This is a genomic window from Cyanobium gracile UHCC 0281 (assembly GCF_034931305.1).
GTDB classification, from domain to species: Bacteria; Cyanobacteriota; Cyanobacteriia; order PCC-6307; family Cyanobiaceae; genus Cyanobium; species Cyanobium gracile_A.
The window spans coordinates 17,151-33,620 of the sequence record NZ_JAYGHY010000008.1 but is presented as its reverse complement, the minus strand read 5'-3'; the positions used below and the strand labels follow the sequence as shown (position 1 = coordinate 33,620).

Annotated in this window: 16 protein-coding genes; 14 read left to right on the top strand and 2 right to left on the bottom strand. The window is 61.4% G+C overall.

What is annotated here, in order from left to right:
* Positions 1-113 precede the first annotated feature (113 nt).
* The 14 genes from VB739_RS04220 to VB739_RS04155 all read left to right on the top strand — a co-directional run bounded on the left by VB739_RS04220 (position 114) and on the right by VB739_RS04155 (position 12,615).
* Positions 114-833, top strand: a complete 720-nt coding sequence (locus VB739_RS04220; protein WP_323355868.1) for a Coq4 family protein — start codon at positions 114-116, stop codon at positions 831-833.
* Positions 834-844: 11 nt separating this feature from the next.
* Positions 845-1,960 (top strand): MFS transporter, encoded by a 1,116-nt coding sequence (locus VB739_RS04215; protein ID WP_323355867.1) that lies wholly within the window; start codon positions 845-847, stop codon positions 1,958-1,960.
* A 260-nt stretch (positions 1,961-2,220) separates the two neighbouring features.
* A complete protein-coding gene (locus VB739_RS04210; protein ID WP_323355866.1) occupies positions 2,221-2,901 on the top strand; it encodes a DUF6602 domain-containing protein in 681 nt (226 codons plus the stop codon).
* Positions 2,902-3,150: 249 nt separating this feature from the next.
* On the top strand, positions 3,151-3,381 hold the full coding sequence (locus VB739_RS04205) for a DUF4287 domain-containing protein (RefSeq protein WP_323355865.1): 231 nt from the start codon (positions 3,151-3,153) through the stop codon (positions 3,379-3,381).
* Between the two features lie 223 nt (positions 3,382-3,604).
* Positions 3,605-4,372, top strand: a complete 768-nt coding sequence (locus VB739_RS04200) for a hypothetical protein (protein ID WP_323355864.1) — start codon at positions 3,605-3,607, stop codon at positions 4,370-4,372.
* Positions 4,373-4,525: 153 nt separating this feature from the next.
* Entirely contained in the window at positions 4,526-5,578 is a 1,053-nt protein-coding gene (locus tag VB739_RS04195) for a DUF4062 domain-containing protein (protein WP_323355863.1), read from the top strand.
* Positions 5,579-5,622: 44 nt separating this feature from the next.
* Positions 5,623-6,384 carry an endonuclease/exonuclease/phosphatase family protein gene (locus tag VB739_RS04190; protein WP_323355862.1) on the top strand — a complete coding sequence of 254 codons (762 nt, stop codon included), beginning with the start codon at positions 5,623-5,625 and terminating at the stop codon, positions 6,382-6,384.
* Positions 6,385-6,536: 152 nt separating this feature from the next.
* Entirely contained in the window at positions 6,537-7,616 is a 1,080-nt protein-coding gene (locus VB739_RS04185; RefSeq protein ID WP_323355861.1) for a DUF262 domain-containing protein, read from the top strand.
* A gap of 1,380 nt (positions 7,617-8,996) precedes the next feature.
* Positions 8,997-10,082 (top strand): M14 family metallopeptidase, encoded by a 1,086-nt coding sequence (locus VB739_RS04180; RefSeq protein ID WP_323355860.1) that lies wholly within the window; start codon positions 8,997-8,999, stop codon positions 10,080-10,082.
* 57 nt (positions 10,083-10,139) lie between these two features.
* Positions 10,140-10,403 carry a ribbon-helix-helix protein, CopG family gene (locus tag VB739_RS04175; RefSeq protein ID WP_323355859.1) on the top strand — a complete coding sequence of 88 codons (264 nt, stop codon included), beginning with the start codon at positions 10,140-10,142 and terminating at the stop codon, positions 10,401-10,403.
* Complete coding sequence (locus VB739_RS04170) at positions 10,400-10,807, top strand: type II toxin-antitoxin system VapC family toxin (protein WP_323355858.1); 408 nt, start codon at positions 10,400-10,402, stop codon at positions 10,805-10,807. Before VB739_RS04175 ends, VB739_RS04170 begins: the two co-directional genes overlap by 4 nt.
* Positions 10,808-10,885: 78 nt before the next feature.
* A complete protein-coding gene (locus VB739_RS04165; RefSeq protein WP_323355857.1) occupies positions 10,886-11,242 on the top strand; it encodes a hypothetical protein in 357 nt (118 codons plus the stop codon).
* Positions 11,243-11,276: 34 nt separating this feature from the next.
* The gene (locus VB739_RS04160; RefSeq protein WP_323355856.1) at positions 11,277-11,756 is read left to right on the top strand and encodes a nuclear transport factor 2 family protein; all 480 of its coding nucleotides are present in this window, start codon (positions 11,277-11,279) and stop codon (positions 11,754-11,756) included.
* 94 nt (positions 11,757-11,850) lie between these two features.
* A complete protein-coding gene (locus VB739_RS04155) occupies positions 11,851-12,615 on the top strand; it encodes a hypothetical protein (RefSeq protein ID WP_323355855.1) in 765 nt (254 codons plus the stop codon).
* Here VB739_RS04155 and VB739_RS04150 read toward each other — a convergent pair.
* Complete coding sequence (locus VB739_RS04150; protein WP_323355854.1) at positions 12,558-13,397, bottom strand: glycosyltransferase family 25 protein; 840 nt, start codon at positions 13,395-13,397, stop codon at positions 12,558-12,560. The genes VB739_RS04155 and VB739_RS04150 overlap by 58 nt on opposite strands.
* A 140-nt stretch (positions 13,398-13,537) precedes the next feature.
* Positions 13,538-16,462, bottom strand: coding sequence for an isoleucine--tRNA ligase (gene ileS, locus VB739_RS04145; RefSeq protein ID WP_323355853.1), 2,925 nt, complete (start codon positions 16,460-16,462; stop codon positions 13,538-13,540).
* Positions 16,463-16,470: the final 8 nt, after the last annotated feature.

Here is a 16,470-nt window from a genome sequence, read left to right as displayed (position 1 = left end):
GAAGCGGCGCCTCCAGAAAACCTGAGCGATCCTCGCATCCCATTGACAAAGGCGAGGGATGCTCATAATTTCTTAGACGTGAGGACTGCTCACGTTCTTTCGCGACCATCCCGATGACCACCACCGTTTTCCGCCCCAATCCCGCCCCCACCGCGGCGTCGTTCGAGGCCCCGGAGCTGCCACCCCAGCTGTTCCGGGTCCTCGGCACCTTCGTGGCCATGAGCGGAGGCGACACCGACCTCGAGCTGGTGGGGGCCCTGGCCGAGGCCCTGCTGGAGACGCCCTCCTATGCCCTGATGGCCGAGCAGCTGCGCCGCGATCCGGCCTGCGCTGCGCTGATCGAGGCGCGCTGGATCCCCCCGGCCCACGACCTGGAGCAGCTGGCCGCCCTGCCCGAAGGCAGCCTCGGCCAGGCCTACGCGGCGTCGCTGGCACGGCTGGGCTACGACCCCAACCTGCACGCCGGCATGGCGCCGAACACCGACGCGGCCTATGTGGAGCTGCGGCTCAGCCAGACCCACGACCTCTGGCACGTGATCACCGGCTTCGACACCACGGTGACGGGCGAGATCGGCCTGCAGGCCTTCCATCTCACCCAGTTCCCCTACCCCCTGGGGGCCGTGCTCACGGCCCAGGCCCTGCTGTCGGCCACCCTCGGGGCCCCCGAGCTGCTGCCGGAGCTGGTGGAGACGATCCGCACCGGGCTGCAGATGGGCCTGGAGGCCAGCCCCCTGTTCGCCCAGCGCTGGGAGGAGGGCTGGGAGCGGCCGCTGCACGAGTGGCGCGAGGCGCTGCAGCTGCGGCCGTTCGCCGAGCGGGTGGGGCAGCTGTGAGCGGCAAGGCCGTGAGCGGCTCCCTGCTGCGGCGGCCGGGCTTCCGCTGGCTCTGGCTGGGCCAGACCCTGCTGTTCGCCGGCGTCCAGTTCTGGTTCGTCGCCGTCACCTGGCTGATGCTGCTGGGCGGCGTGCTCAGCGACCGCCATCCGCCCCGGACGCTGGCGGTGCGGGCCGGAACGATCCTGGCGACGGCCACCGGGGTGCTCACCCTGCTGGCCAGCCGCGACGCCCTCAACCTGGGCCCGGTGCTGGTGCTGGCGGCCGTGTTCGGGGCGGCGGAGGCCTGCCTCTACCCGGCAGCCCTGGCCCTGCTGCCCCGCCTGCTGGAGGACCGCCATCTCGGCAGGGCCCACGCCTGGCTCCAGGGCAGCGAGCAGATCAGCAACGTGGCCGGCCCGGCTCTTGCGGGGTTGTCCCTGGCCGTGGCCGGGGCGACGGCGGCCCTGGCCTTCGACACCGCTCTGCTGCTGCTCGCCGTGGGCTGCTTCGTGCAGGTGCGGCCTTGCCTGGCTGCGGCGGACACGGCCCCGACGGGGGGCCTGGGGCAGGGCCTGCGGGAGGGGATCGCCTTCGCCTGGGGCCACGGGGCGATCCGCACGGGCCTGACGCTGATCGCCATGATCAACCTGGCCGTGCTGGGCCCGGTGGTGATCGGCGTGGTGGAGCTGGTGACGCTGCGCTTCGGCGGTGGCGCCGCCAGCTACGGCTGGCTCCAGGCCGCCTACGGCGTGGGCGCCCTGGTGGGGGTCTGGTGGGCCGGCCGGTTCGGCGCCCTCGCCCATCCGGGGGGCGCGCTGGGCTGGCTGTCGGCCGGGCTGGGGGCGGGCCTGCTGGGGCTGGCGGTGGCCGGCCAGTGGTGGACGGCGGCCGCCCTGCTGGCGGCGATGGGGATCGGCGGCGGCCTGGTGGGGGTGCTGGCCACGGCCTGGTTGCAGCGGGAGACCCCGGCACCCCTGCAGGGCCGGGTGATGGCCCTGGCCATGCTGGCCGGCGTCGCCTTCGATCCCCTGTCCCAGGCCCTCTCGGGGGTGCTGATCGACATCTCCCTGCCGGGGATGTTCGTGGTCGCTGGGGGGAGCCTGCTGCTCACTGTGCCGTTTGCCTTGCGCAGTGCGCGGGGATGAGCGGGCTGGATCTCTTTGCGGGTCTTGAACTGCTCAAGATGGGCGGGCTGGCAAGACTTGCGTATCGGTGGCTACAGGTGGTTATCGGATCCGTGAACCACTGCTAGAACGCGGAAGTTGCTCTCGGAAGGCTGTGCAGCATCGGGATTTCAAGTCATCCTCCCTGCTGCGCGTCAGGTGGTTATCGGAAAGGGAGCACATGGGAGGAGTGGTTCTCTGAACCGTCTAATGAGTTGTTATGCATTTACGGAGGTAATCATTTGAACCAAGCATTTCGTGATCTATTTGGTGCCAAGGTTGCAGGTGCGGTGGCTTCGGCCAAGGCGTTGGGTCAAGTCGATCATTCAGGCCTTAAAGGTGCACTTCGCGAAGTTCTTGTAAGATCATTGTTGAGGCCCTTTCTTCCGCCATCGATTGGCGTAGGCCATGGAATAGTAATTTCTGCCTATGATGATCAGTCAACAGAACAGGATATAGTAATCTTTAATCGTGCCAGTCTGCCGTGCATCCTCATTGATGAGGAATCAGGGCTATTCCCACTTGAATCGACACTGTTCACGATTGAAGTAAAGAGCAGGCTCAATGCTACTGAGCTCGAAAAGACTCACGAAAAAGCGGCTCGCTTAGAAAAGCTGCGACACACGCCAGGAGAAACTACGCCAGAGCATGTCATCCCATGTCTATTTGCCTTTGAAACTGATCTGGTTCAAAAGACTGACCTGCATAGGTATCAAGAGCTAATCGGCACAAGTGATCCTAGTATTCGTGAAATCTGTGTGGTTGGTCAAGGCCGGTGGTTCTGGACACCACAAGGTTGGCATCATACGCCTCCGACTGATACATACTCAGAGGTCGCGGGTCTAATCGATGGCATTTCATCTGTGTATGAAAGAGTTCAAGCGACTAGATCTCGTCCATTGCTTCTGAACTATGTAGACTGAATGCATAACATCAAGATTCAGCGGGCCGGGGCAAGGCCAGCCGGTCATTGCAGAGATCATTTCCCAGCCGCTGATCTTGGCGTTGGGCGGCACTTACCTCTTGCTGGTTGCCGTGTTTGCTCGGAGCAACGCTAAGCTCGCGATCGGGAGGCGAACTATCCAACCACCTACTAGATTCTCTGAGACAGACCGGCCTTGGCAAGTGAGTTGTTATGGCCGTTGGTAGACCCAGATCCTTCGGAGAACGTCATGTCTTTTGAAGCGTATCTCACGGCCATCAAGTCCAAGACTGGCCGTACCCCTGAACAGCTCAAGGTCGATGCTACGAAGGCCGGCATCTACAAAGCCGACATGAAAGCTGCGGAGCTGGTGTCGTGGCTAAAGTCGGAACACGATCTGGGGCACGGACACTCCATGGCTGTGTGGGCTGTCTGGAAGGAGAAGGGCTGGGTTCAAGCACCTTCGAGCAAGAAGAAGTAGCTGACCTGGTGCAAGAACAGAAGTGAGAGTCTCATGGACCTCGTGCCGCCCAACAAACAAATGCAGCGCGCCGGGACGCATAAAGTGCTCGGCCGCGGGCGGCCTAGCCTCGTGCCCTGTTCAGTGCCCCGCACCCGCGTGCTGATAGCTCAGCGTGCGGGCGCTGATGTGAACCGTTGTGCGGACGCTATCTTGATGGCTTGAGGGTGAGACGGTTAACCCAGTGGGACGTAAAGATCGGCGGCCAAAGCCTTGCCGCCTATGCCATGCCGAAAAGCTTCTCGTTGAAGCCCATATAATTCCGAGACAGTTTTATCATTCAATTCGAGATAGTGGTGTTGGCTTTGGTGCCGGCGAACTCGTGCCTAGAATCTATGCTGCTGGAAGCAACCGGAAGCCAAAACAGTGCCAGAGCGGAATCTTTGATCCTAATATTTTATGCGCCGACTGTGATCAGAAGGTGATTGGACCCTGGGATAAGTATGCTCAAGAGCTTTTCCTTCGCAATTTTCCCAAGCAGCTCGCAACCTCTATACAGAGTCCAGCATTCTACTGTGTCGACAGCTTCGACTATTCACGGCTGAAGCTATTCTTCTTGTCGGTTCTATGGCGCTCCGCAGTAACTGAGCAAGAGTTCTTTGACCGGGTTGACATCCAGGGTAACGAGGAGGAAATTCGGAAAATGCTGCTAGAAGGCAATCCTGGAGCTTCCGAAGAGTTTCCGGTTATGGCCGTCAAATATGAGGGTCCATTTAGTGAAGTTATGACATGTCCCTTGCGCGCAGATCTAGACGGAGCAAGGATCCACCACTTTCGAGTCCCTAGATATGGTTGGTTTCATCAAACAAATGATGCACCGATCAACAGAGAGCTTGATTTCTTTCAAATAAGACCGAACAAGCCTCTATTGATAAAAAGTACGCGCTATGATTCGACGCTGGGTTTCAAGAATCTTCTGAAACTTGAGCGTGATGGAAAGTTGCCTGAGTAGAGCTCGCGGCGGCTGCACAACAAGCCCCTTGAGTGGTCAGGCCCCCATGTTCTTTCGGCTGCGCACAGTTGGCTCCTCGCCTGCCACTCAGGGGCGGCGTTAAGCCGTCTGTATTCTTGCTGCTAAGGTATCAGTCGGAAATTAGGATCCAGCATGAAGGGTAAGTTTCAGGTCTTTGTGAGCTCTACTTTTATGGACTTGTCATTTGAACGAGACTTGGTCATTAAGGCCATCCTTGAGATGGGCCATATTCCTGTTGGGATGGAGATGTTTAGTGCAGCAGACGAAGAGCAGTGGAATGTCATAAAAAAGCAGATTGATCAAACAGACTATTATGTGGTTATAGTCGCCCACCGCTACGGAAGTGTCGACGCAAATGGCGTCAGCTATACAGAGAAGGAGTATGACTACGCAGTTTCGCAGAGCATACCAACGCTAGGATTTATCCTAGATGATGAAGTCTCATGGCCTAAGGACAAGTCCGAAATCGATCGCGCTGCAATAAGGAAACTGAAGTCATTCAAGGAGAAAGTGAGGCTAAAGCCCGTTAGCTTTTGGAAGAATGGGGAAGATCTTTATGGAAGGTGCTCTATTGCGCTAATGAAGGCGTTCAATGCCTACCCAAGAGAAGGATGGGTAAGGGCATCACAAGTTCAAGATGCAGCAGCCGCGAGAGAAATAGTTCGCCTTAGCGCAGAGAATGCGGGCCTACGAGATCTTCTTCACAGCTATGAAGAAGCAGCTGATACTGATGCAGCAATTGACAAAGCCATAGCAGTATTGCGAAGCAATAAGCGAAAGATATCTGTTTGGAAAACTGGCTCTAGCGGCTGGGACGCTGGCAAAGAAGTCACTTTATATCAGATCTTTGAAGTATTGGCCCCAGAAATGCAGGTGGAACTCGCGCTTACAGAGATTGCTAGGTACACTGCCTCGAATGTACTAAATATTCCTACGAAGGACCTGCGTAAAACCTGGCCCACGCCCCGAAATACAATCCGGTCGTTACTTGCTGATTTGGCGGCATTGAAATGTGTTGAACCTTCTGCCAGAAGAAAGCCTGTTTCAGATAAGGATGAGTATTGGGCGCTCTCTGCCTTTGGAGCACAGCTCTTGGCGCAAATGCGGAGACGCAGACTTGAACGTGTTGAGAGCCTTACAAAAATTGAACACAAGGCCGATAAGGACACTACAACTGATGCCTAACAACAAGACGCAGAAGGCGTGAGCGCAGATTATGGTCTTTGCTGATGTTACTTCCCGCTTCTGATCTTGGCGTTAGGCGTATGCACATCTTGACCTGGAACTGCAACGGTGCCTTGCGCAACAAGTTCGATGCTTTAGATGCCTTGAAGTTTGATATAGCCGTCATACAAGAGTGCGAAGACCCCGGTCGCTCCACGAGTGCTTCGTATAAGGCATGGGCGAAGAACTACCTGTGGGCTGGAAAGAACAAGCACAAGGGCCTTGGAGTGTTCGCTGCTCCCGAAGTAAAGCTTGCCCCTGTCGATCTTGATCTAGGCCATCTCGAATCGTTTCTTCCGTGCCGGATTCACGATAGCTTCTTACTCGTGGCTGCTTGGACACGGCAAGCAAACTCACCTACCTTCCAATATATTGGACAGCTCTGGAAGTTCATTCAAGCTCACCGCGCCGTGCTTTCAGCGCAGCCAACGGTGATTGCTGGAGATCTGAATAGCAATGTTCGCTGGGATAAATGGGATCGGTGGTGGAACCACACTGATGTAGTCAGAGAGCTCGCGGAAATGGGTCTGGAGAGTGTCTATCACCGTAGCCGCGGAATTCCGCAGGGTTCAGAGCAGGAGCCAACATTCTTTTTACAGCGGAATCCTGCCAAGGCTTATCACATCGATTACGCCTTCGCGCCTGTTGCGTGGCTAGGTGACTGCTCAGCTTGGGTCGGTGAATCTGACAAATGGTTGCAATGGAGCGATCACATGCCTCTCTTAGTTCGAGTGAATCTGCCCGATGACGCCTACAATGTCCCTTGATTGGACAGGCCACCACCGATTTCCTGGCGCTTTAGAATCATTTCCTGCCACTCAGGGGCAGCGTTGGCCAGACTTCATTGCAGCCCCTGAGCTTCAAGGACGCTTGACTTCCTGGCGGAACTAGACGAGGGTGAATTGAGTAACGATGACCAATGCCGAAGTTCCCCCCTGGAGTTGAGGAAGGTATTGCGCGCTACCAGAATGGCTTGGTGCTGCAGTCGTCTGACCTTTCGCTCGGCGCCATATCCAATATGGTTACCAAACAGGCCATCGATGTCAGCCCTACTTTTCAGCGGCGAGATCGTTGGCAGAGTGTCGCGCAGTCCAGGCTTATCGAGTCGTTTCTTCTGAATATACCGGTTCCACCTGTTTACTTGTCAGAAGACTCCGGAGGCACGTATTCCGTTATTGACGGCAAGCAGCGCATAACGGCCATCCATCAGTTTATGACTGGAGGTCTCACCCTGTCCGGTCTCGAAGTACTTCACAAGCTGAACGGCTTTAGTATAACCGACTTTCCCGCTAGTATCGCCAACTCACTCGACGTCAGGCCTTATGTGCGAACAGTAACGCTTCTCCGTCAGTCGAATGAGAGAGTCCGATACGAAGTCTTCCTGCGCCTTAATATCGCAGGTGTACCACTCAGCCCAATGGAGATACGCAAAGTCGCGTTCCGAGGGATGTATTGCGATATGGTATTTGCTGAGGCTGAGAATGAGTTTCTTAAGCGGCAGCTCAAAATCAAGACAACGGAGTCAAGCGCTTATCAAAAGATGGTCGATGCTGAGCTGGTGCTGCGATTCCTTACTCTTCGCGAGACATGGGAGAGGTTCAGTGGCGACTATCGCAACGCGATGGATCTTCATATGGAGCGTCATCACGATCTCATGAGTTCTGAGGTTGTGTCCGCGGCAAATTCGTTCAAACGTGCTATGCACTTCTGCGAGAGGCTTTGGGGGGCTCGAGCCTTTCAGAGGCCCGACGGTGACGGATGGAGAAATCAGGCCTTGGCAGGTGTTTATGACTCAGAGATGGTTGCGGTGGACGTGCTTTCAGATGGTTTGTTAGAGCTCGCCAGTTCCAGGACGCAAGCTGTACTACTGGCAACGCGAGACCTATTCGAATGCGATCAGGAGTTCACCGCTGCTGCGACGATGGCGACAAACACACCGTCGCGCGTTAGGTACCGCATCGAAGCGATGAAGAATCTGCTCGTGAATGTGGCCGGTTAGGACAATGTCTTCGGCACAGGTGCGATTTATTGATTCTATAGAAGCCATCGAGCGGGCCATGACAGAACCTCTTCTTCTGAATCGAGCACTTACGGAGACTGTACATAATACCCGGGCTGCACTGTTGCGAGCAGGTCTTATGGTTCGAGGCTTTGCAGGCTTAGAAAGCTTTCTCAGATCGCGTGGCGTGGAACTTCTGGCTCGTTTACCGGCTGCACACATCCCCTTCATGCAACTGTCGAAGGCACTGCGGAAAGCCTGCCTAACTGATGCGGTGAATGCGTTGATCTTTCAGTCTCGATTCGCAACTTCATTGCAGGGTGATTCCGAAGTCTATATTCAACGTATTGCAGCTCAGATCGCCAGCACAGCGAATAGCGCCTATCAAATTCCTGAGGTGGCATTTGGGCATTCTAGGTCGAATCTCTCCGCTGATGATGTGAAGGGACTTTTTGGAGCGCTTCTCATGAAAGACCCTTGGGGACAATTGTCGCGACTGGCAATCCGCTTTCAGATGACTAGCCCTGACCTCGAGAGTGACTACAAGAATATCGCGTCCCTGCGGAATGCGGCTGCTCACGAAAACAATCCGAATATTGAGCCATCGGACCTTGCAACTATGCTGAGAGTATGCCGCACACTTGCGATAACGTTTGACTTTCTCATGTGTGCTGCTGTGGGTCGCATGATTCATGGGCATGCCTCCATAGGATCTGATACAAAGGAGGACATCGAAGCCTCTATACACTGGAGTTCTCTAGTTCCGTCTACCTCCGGTTGGCGCGAGCTTAGAGACGGAGCAACCCGTGCTCGAAAGGTTTGGGACACGGCCGATGCAGGAGTGGCAGCACTCACACCCCGGTGTGGTTCTCGCTTAGTAGGTCTCGTACAACATGACGCCCAGGGGCATCCCACACGTTGGGTTCCACCGTTTAATCTCTAGTGGGAACGCTTGATGGGCTACCCAGCACAGCCATTCACCTGAACCACCTCCTCAAGCTGACTTTACCTATTGGTGATCCTTTGGCCCGGGCCTCCCGCGGCCATGTCATGGCCAGCGTCGAGAGGTGAGTTTGAAATGCCCAAATCCTGCCTTCTGATCAAGATGAAGAAGTTTTCGTTTGGCGAGAGATAGAAGGAGGGACCAGTCAACGAATGGATGGTGGGAAACGCCCTGTGCACCTATCTGCACGCAAAGCTCCCGATTGTGGGAATCCATGCTCCGTTCTTCTGCAGTGAAGATTGGGGCTGGTGGCTGCAGACAGAGTGCAACGGTTTCCCGCGGGGCCTTGGCATCTATACCGATCTGTTCGCCATCCATGCGGTTACCCGCCACGACGACTATCCCTTCAGATCACCTCCGGCCCAACACCCTCCCCCATGGCCACCAGCGACTTCTTCAACCCCGATTACCGCTCGGCCCGTGAGGCGTTCCTGGCCGCCGCCGTTGGCGCCGGCGCCCGGCTCAGCAGCCATGTCCTGCCCGATCACCGCGGTCCGGCCGGCGAGCCGCTCGCCATCGATGCGGCGGCCCTGGGTCCCGCCGAGCCCGAGTCCCTGCTGCTGCTGATCTCAGGCACCCACGGCGTGGAGGGCCTGGCCGGATCCGGTTGCCAGGTGGGCGTTCTGCTGGATGAACTCCACGGCGCCCTGCCGGCCGGCGGCGGGGCGCTGCTGATCCATGCCCTCAACCCCCATGGCTTCGCCTGGCTGCGCCGCGGCAACGAACACAACATTGATCTCAACCGCAACGGCCTCGACTTCCGCGGCCCCCTGCCCGAGAACCCGGCCTACGACGCCCTCCACGACGCCCTGCTGCCCGGCGACTGGGACGGGCCCGAGCGGCAACGGGCCGATACCCTGCTGGAGGCCTTCATCACTGGGCAGGGGATGGCCGCCTACCAGGCGGCGCTGCAGCGCGGCCAGTACACCCATCCCACCGGCCTCTTCTACGGCGGCAGCCGCCCCAGCTGGTCGCTGTCCACCCTGGAGAAGATCCTCACCGATCACCTGGGCCCGGCCTGCCGCCGCCTGGCGGTGATCGACCTGCACACCGGCCTGGGCCCCTGGGGCTACGGGGAGCTGATCGGCAGCGGCAGCACCGACGACGACTGGGAGCGGCTCCAGCGCTGGTATGGCCCTGAGGTCACCCGGCCCGGCCTGGGCCCCTCTAGCTCGTCGGTGGTGTCGGGCTCGGTGCCGGTGTTTCTGCGCCGCATGCTCCCTGCGATGGAGCTCACCGTCCTGGCCCTGGAGTACGGCACCCGCCCGATCGATCAGGTGCTGGCGGCCCTGCGCGCCGATGCCTGGCTGCACGCCGTGCCCGATCGCCCCACCCCCCACCGCGAAGCCATCCGCCGCCAGGTGCGCGACGCCTTCCTGATCGACAGCCCCGCCTGGCGGGCCGCTGTGTACGGGCGCTGCGCCGATGTGGTGCTGCGGGCTTGTCGGGGGTTGGGGGGCTGAGCCGTAATACCGCTTGGCAGCAGGTAGGATCGGCATGTCGATGACTCGGTGCTTGCCATGGCGGTGATCTCGCTCAAGTTGACCGAGGCCCTTGATGCGCAGCTCACGGAGCAGGCTCAACGGCGCCATCTCAGCAAGTCGGAATTGGTTCGACGCGCATTGACGGCATTTCTCCAATCCCCAGAGCAGGGCGTGGATGACGCAGCACCACCCTCCGCGGCTGATCTGTTGGCCGATCTCGTGGGCTGTTGCGAAGGCGGGCCCGCCGATCTGTCAACCAACCCTGCGTTCCTGGCTGATTTCGGTGCAAATCATTCATGACGGTTCTGCTTGATACGGGCCCTTGGGTGGCGCTGTTGAGTCGCAACGACACCCATCATCGATGGGCTGTTGAGCAGTTCAGGCGATTGCCGCCTCCACTACTGAGCTGTGAGGCTGTGGTTGCTGAGACCTGCTTTCTGCTCAGACGCTCCGGTTTTGATCCTGCGTTGGCCCTGCAGTTCATTGAGCGAGGAGTCGTCCAATTGCCGTTCGTGCTCCAGGAGCAGATTGGCTCTGTAAGTGCACTTTTCAAAAGGTATGAGAATGTCCCTGCTTCTCTGGCGGATGCCGCATTGATTCGCCTGGCGGAGATCAACGACTCGCCGTTGCTTCTGACGACGGACAGTGACTTCCAGATCTATCGCCGTCATGGAAGGCAAATGATTCCTCTGGTACAGCCGTAGGCATTGTCTGTTCGCCATCGCCGGTGCAGCCCTGGGCGCGGCGGGGGCCAGAGTGGACCTCCCCGGCGCCCATCCCCGATGCGTTCACCCCTGCTGGCCCTGTGCGCCGTTGCCGCTCTGGTGATCCCGGCCATCCCATCGGCCCACGCCCAGGCCGCCTGGCAGACCTGTAGCTTCAACGGCCGCTCCGAAGCCTGCCTGGTCGCGGGCGGCTCCACCTCGTTCACGGTCACGTTCCGCTCCGACGGCAAGCAGATCGAGATGGAGAAGGTGGGCGAACCCTGGACCTGCGGCCAGCGCGATCAGGAGGAATGCGGCAAGTTGCTGATCACCGAGCCCAGCAATGGCCGCACCACCCTGGCCACCTACCGGCAGACGTCCTCCGCTTTCCTGGTGCGCAGTGAGCGGGGTAACACCTACACGATTCCCTTCTGAATTAGCCTGCCCACGCAGTGGAATCGCCGCCTCGATGACCGCTCCAGAAGCCCCCAGGCCCCCCTTTCCTCCCTTCGATGCCGAATCGGCGGCGAAGAAAGTGCGCCTGGCCGAGGATGCCTGGAACGGCCGTGATCCCGAACGGGTGGCGCTGGCCTACAGCCCGGACAGCGTCTGGCGCAACCGGGCCGAGTTCGTCAGCGGCCGTGAGGCGATCCAGCAGTTTCTGGCCCGTAAGTGGGCCAAGGAGCTCGACTACCGCCTGATCAAGGAACTCTGGGCCTTCCATGGCAACCGCATCGCCGTGCGTTTCGCCTACGAATGGCACGACGATTCCGGCCAGTGGTTCCGTGCCTACGGCAATGAAAACTGGGAGTTTGACGCCCAGGGGTTCATGCACACCCGCATCGCCAGCATCAACGATCTGCCGATCAAGGAGAGCGACAGGAAGTACCACTGGCCGCTGGGTCGCCGCCCGGACGATCACCCGGGCCTGTCCGATCTGAGCCTCTGAGCCTCATCGGGCCTTGGCGATCAACCGGGAGCCATCGGGGCGGGCACGCCGGCGGGGGCATCGTTAAGGTCTGAGGACGGTGTCGTGGCGTGGCATGGACGAGAAACTCGTCTTCGTGAGTGTGGGCGCCACCGCCACGCCGGAGCAGGAATCCTTCGTGCGCTTGATCGAGGATCGCCTGCGCAGTGAATCCCTGAGTCCCAAAACCGTCGGCCGCAACACCTTCAGCGCCGATGCACCCCTGAAGGCCATCACCGAGTTGATGGAGCACTGTTCCGGCATCGTCGTCATCGCCCTGGAGCGCAGCTTCTTTCCCGCCGGCATCGACAAGCGCGGTGGCCCCCTCCAGGCCAGCCTCGCCGACGTCCGGCTGCCCACCCCGTGGAATCACATCGAGGCGGCGATGGCCTACACGAAGCACCTGCCGCTGCTCGTGATCGTCGAGGCAGGGCTGAAGGCCGAGGGCCTGCTGGAACCCGGTTACGACTGGTACGTCCAGACCCTGCCCCTGGAGGCGACGGCGCTGGGCTCCAATGAATTCAACGGCGTGCTGGCCGACTGGAAGGAGAAGGTGCTGGCCCAGCAGCCGCGCCGTCCCCAGGCCCTCAACCCGGCCGAGCTCTCCATCGCCGACCTGCTCGGTGCGCTGCGGCCGGTGCAGCTCTGGAGCGTGGCGATCGCCCTGGCCGGCCTGCTGGCGGGGGCCTTCAGCCTCGGCGCCCGCCTGGTTCCCCCCCTGAAGGACACGACCCCACCCGCCCAGGGCGTTGTGCCAAGGCTGGCGAACCCAGCCGATGCGCCTCAGGCCGGCACGGTCCCGCTGCGCGGTTGGATGTCGGTGCCGAAGCTTTCCTCCTGATACACCAGGCCGCAGTTCCGCCGGATCCAGTGGGGATTCGTGCCGCGTTCCTCGACAAGGCGTGGGATCCGATTGCCGTTCCAGGCATACCATCGCAGCGGGAACGCCGAGACATGGGATCCCCCGGCCATGGCGTCGTGAATCATGCAATCCGGGATGTAGATGCCGACGCTCTGGGTGGTCAGAAACTTCAGCAGCTCCTGGCAGCCCTTGCGGGTGATGCTGAAGGCGTGCAGGCAGTAGAGAGGCGCCTGCACCACATTGCCCAGCCAATGGGACGGCCAGGGCCAGGCCCTCTGGCTCAGCCGTGTGAGTGTTCGGGATCGATTCAGCCGCCTGGCTGGATGCCAGCGGGGCAGGGCGTCGTACTGAATCTGGGAGCCCATGAACAGAAGGTCGAAGTTGCGGGGCGTTGTTCTCAGGAAGGCAGGCGCCAGCTCGTGCCACCACCGGGAGAATCGGATGTCATCCTCGAAGATGCAGACCCGTGGATAGCCCTCGTCGATGATGTGCTGGAGCAGCTTCAGTTGTGAAACGGCGCAGCCTTGGGAGCCAGGCTGGCTGAGAAAGTGTTCGCGATCCGCCAGTCGTTCGATCCCGAAGGGTCGCAGACTCTCCCTGACGTTTCCCGTTGCACCATCAAAGGCCGACCAGCGACGCGTGTCCGTGAATCCCGCCCATTCCAGTTGACTGCGGGTGCTCTCCCATCGCTCCGGCCGGCGATCGAGATTGATCACAAAGGCAGGTCCGCTCAGTAAGTCCTGCCAGGAGGGTTTGGCCATGCATCAGTGCGGCGCGGAACCAGACGAGGGATTCGGCATGCGCGGATGCGGCATGGGCCAAGACTATCTGTTTTTCAATGCTCCAGCCTCTCGCATCGTTGGCTCCCTCCAGAGCCTGACCTCCTGGTTCAAGGGCCAGATCAGCGGCCTGGAGGAGGTGCACCCACCCCCTGCCTCTCCAGCACACCCACACAGCGCCCGCACAGGCTGGGATGGCTGGTGTGCGTTCCGATGTCGTCCTCGTGGTGCCAGCAGCGCTCGCACTTGCTGCCTGACGCGCCGGCGATCCGTACCGTGACGCCCTCCTCCTCGATCGCCGCCAGGGGGGCCTCCAGCGGCGGGCCGCCGATCTCCAGGGCGGACACCAGCAGCCAGTCGGCCAGGTTGTCGACCTCCCGATGGGGGCTGGCGGCCACCAGGGCCAGGGCCTCCTGCAGGGGCGCCGTCTCCGCCAGCTCCAGTTGCACCTGGGCCTCCAGGGAAGCGCCCAGTTCCCCCCGGCCCCGGCAGCCCTCCAGCACCCGGTTCACCTGGGCGCGCAGCTCCAGGATCTGCTGCATCGGTGCCACCAGCTCCGGCGCCGCCCAGGCCGCCGGCACCGTGGGCCAGCCCCGCTCGAACACCGACGCCTCGGCCACCGGGTAGGGCAGGTTCTGCCAGATGTCCTCGGCCATGTGACACAGAACCGGCGCAATCAGCCCCGCCAGCCGCTCCACCACCAGGTGCAGCACCGTCTGGCAGCTGCGCCGCCGGACATCGCCGGCCGCACTCACATAGAGGCGGTCCTTGGCGATGTCGAGATAGACATTGGAGAGATCCACCACGCAGAAGTTCTGCAGGGCCTGGAAGAAGCGGTAGAACTCGAAACGCTCGAAATCGGCGCTCACCTCCTCGATCAGGCTGGCGGTGCGTTGCAGCATCCAGCGATCCAGCAGGGGGAGATCACAGGTCGGCACGGCATGCTCCGCCGGCACGAAATCGTGCAGGTTGCCCAGCAGATAGCGGGCCGTGTTGCGCACCTTGCGGTACACATCCGCCAGCTGTTTGACGATCCCCGGCCCCAGGGGCACGTCGGCGGAGTAATCCACCGAACTCACCCACAGCCGCAGCACATCAGCGCCGTAGGCCGGCTCCTGCTTCTCGTTCTTGCCCCCCTCCACCAACACGAGGGGATCCACCACGTTGCCCAGCGATTTGCTCATCTTGCGACCCTTCTCATCGAGGGTGAAGCCGTGGGTGAGCACCCGGCGGTAGGGGGCCTGGCCGTTCACCGCCACCGAGGTGAGCAGGCTGCTCTGGAACCAGCCGCGGTGCTGGTCGGAGCCCTCCAGATAGAGGTCGGCGGGGTAGCCCAGCCCCCGGCCCTCCAGCACGGCGGCCCAGGAGGAGCCCGAGTCGAACCACACGTCCATCGTGTCGGTGCCCTTGCGCCACTGGTCGGCCTGGTCAGCCCAGGCCGGCGGTAGCAGGCCCGCCTCGTCCCGCTCCCACCAGACATCGGCGCCGTGCTCGGCGATCAGCGCTTCGGCGTGGGCCAGGGTGTCGGCGTTGAGCAGTACCTCGCCGCTGGTGCGGTGATAGAAGACCGGAATCGGCACCCCCCAGGAACGCTGGCGGGAGATGCACCAGTCGCCCCGGTCCCGCACCATCGCCTCGATGCGGTTGCGGCCGCTGGCCGGCAGCCACTCCACCGCCGCGATCGCCTCCAGGGCCTGGGCCCGGAAGCCGTCGACCGAGGCGAACCACTGTTCGGTGGCCCGGAAGATGGTCGGTTTCTTGGTGCGCCAGTCGTAGGGATAGCGGTGCTCGTAGCGCTGCTCGGCCAGCAGCAGCCCGGCATCCCGCAGGGCGGTGATGATCGCCGGGTTGGCGTCCTTGAGCACGTTGAGCCCGGCGAAGGGGCCCGCCTCGGCGGTGAGGGTGCCGGCCTCATCCACCGGGCAGAGCACCGGCAGGCCGTACTTGTTGCCGGTGTGGAAGTCGTCGACCCCGTGGCCCGGGGCCGTATGCACCAGGCCGGTGCCGGTTTCGGTGGTGATGTAGTCGCCGCCGATCACCACGGGGCTGGTGCGATCCAGCAGCGGATGGCGGTACAGGATCCCCTCCAGCTGGGCCCCCTTGAGGGTGAGCAGCGGTTCGAGCGGGCGCTCCAGGCTGGTGCGCAGCTGCTCCACCAGCTGGGCGGCCACCACCAAGTAGCGGGGGGTGCCGCCGTTGGTGGTGCCGTCGCGGCAGATGGCGTAGTCGAGCTGGCCATTCACCGACACCGCCAGGTTGGCCGGCAGGGTCCAGGGGGTGGTGGTCCAGATGGCCACGAACAGCTGCTCCCGGTGGGCCGCATCGGTGGGGCCGTCGATGCCGGCGGCCGCCAGGAGCTCGGCCACGGGTTCCGGCAGCTCCACCACCGGGAAGGCCACGTAGACGCTGGGGGAGGTGTGGCCGTCGGGGTACTCCAGCTCGGCCTCGGCCAGGGCGGTGCGGGAGCTGGGGCTCCAGTGCACCGGCTTGAGGCCCCGGTAGATGTGGCCGGCCAGCACCATGCGGCCAAAAACCCCGATCTGGGCCGCCTCGTAGGGCTTCTGAAGCGTGAGGTAGGGCGCGTCCCAGTCGGCCCAGATGCCCCAGCGCCGGAAGCCGCCCATCTGGCCCTCCACCTGCTCGAGGGCGTAGGCGTGGGCCCGGCGCCGCAGGTCGATCGGGGTGAGCTGCCGCCGCTCCTCCCCACTCAGGCCCTGCAGCACCTTCAGTTCGATCGGCAGACCGTGGCAGTCCCAGCCCGGCACGAAGCGGGCCCGGCGCCCCTGCAGCAGGGCGTGCTTGTTGATGATGTCCTTGAGGATCTTGTTGAGGGCATGGCCCACGTGCAGGGCGCCGTTGGCGTAGGGCGGGCCGTCATGGAGCGTGAAGGGCTCGCCCGGGTTGCCGCGGCTCAGCCGTCCGTAGAGATCGTGCGCCTTCCAGAAGGCCTGCAGTTCCGGCTCCCGCACCCTGGCGTTCGCCCGCATGGCGAAGGGCGTCTGCAGCAGGTTGAGCGTGTCCTTGTAGGACGCCGGGCTTGCCGTCACGTCGCCGG

Coding starts and splice junctions, on each gene's coding strand:
- VB739_RS04220 (WP_323355868.1), top strand. CDS start 114: ATGACCACCACCGTTTTCCGCCCCAATCCCGCCCCCACCGCGGCGTCG.
- VB739_RS04205 (WP_323355865.1), top strand. CDS start 3,151: ATGTCTTTTGAAGCGTATCTCACGGCCATCAAGTCCAAGACTGGCCGT.
- VB739_RS04195 (WP_323355863.1), top strand. CDS start 4,526: ATGAAGGGTAAGTTTCAGGTCTTTGTGAGCTCTACTTTTATGGACTTG.
- VB739_RS04190 (WP_323355862.1), top strand. CDS start 5,623: ATGTTACTTCCCGCTTCTGATCTTGGCGTTAGGCGTATGCACATCTTG.
- VB739_RS04185 (WP_323355861.1), top strand. CDS start 6,537: ATGCCGAAGTTCCCCCCTGGAGTTGAGGAAGGTATTGCGCGCTACCAG.
- VB739_RS04180 (WP_323355860.1), top strand. CDS start 8,997: ATGGCCACCAGCGACTTCTTCAACCCCGATTACCGCTCGGCCCGTGAG.
- VB739_RS04175 (WP_323355859.1), top strand. CDS start 10,140: ATGGCGGTGATCTCGCTCAAGTTGACCGAGGCCCTTGATGCGCAGCTC.
- VB739_RS04170 (WP_323355858.1), top strand. CDS start 10,400: ATGACGGTTCTGCTTGATACGGGCCCTTGGGTGGCGCTGTTGAGTCGC.
- VB739_RS04165 (WP_323355857.1), top strand. CDS start 10,886: ATGCGTTCACCCCTGCTGGCCCTGTGCGCCGTTGCCGCTCTGGTGATC.
- VB739_RS04160 (WP_323355856.1), top strand. CDS start 11,277: ATGACCGCTCCAGAAGCCCCCAGGCCCCCCTTTCCTCCCTTCGATGCC.
- VB739_RS04155 (WP_323355855.1), top strand. CDS start 11,851: ATGGACGAGAAACTCGTCTTCGTGAGTGTGGGCGCCACCGCCACGCCG.
- VB739_RS04150 (WP_323355854.1), bottom strand. CDS start 13,397: ATGGCCAAACCCTCCTGGCAGGACTTACTGAGCGGACCTGCCTTTGTG.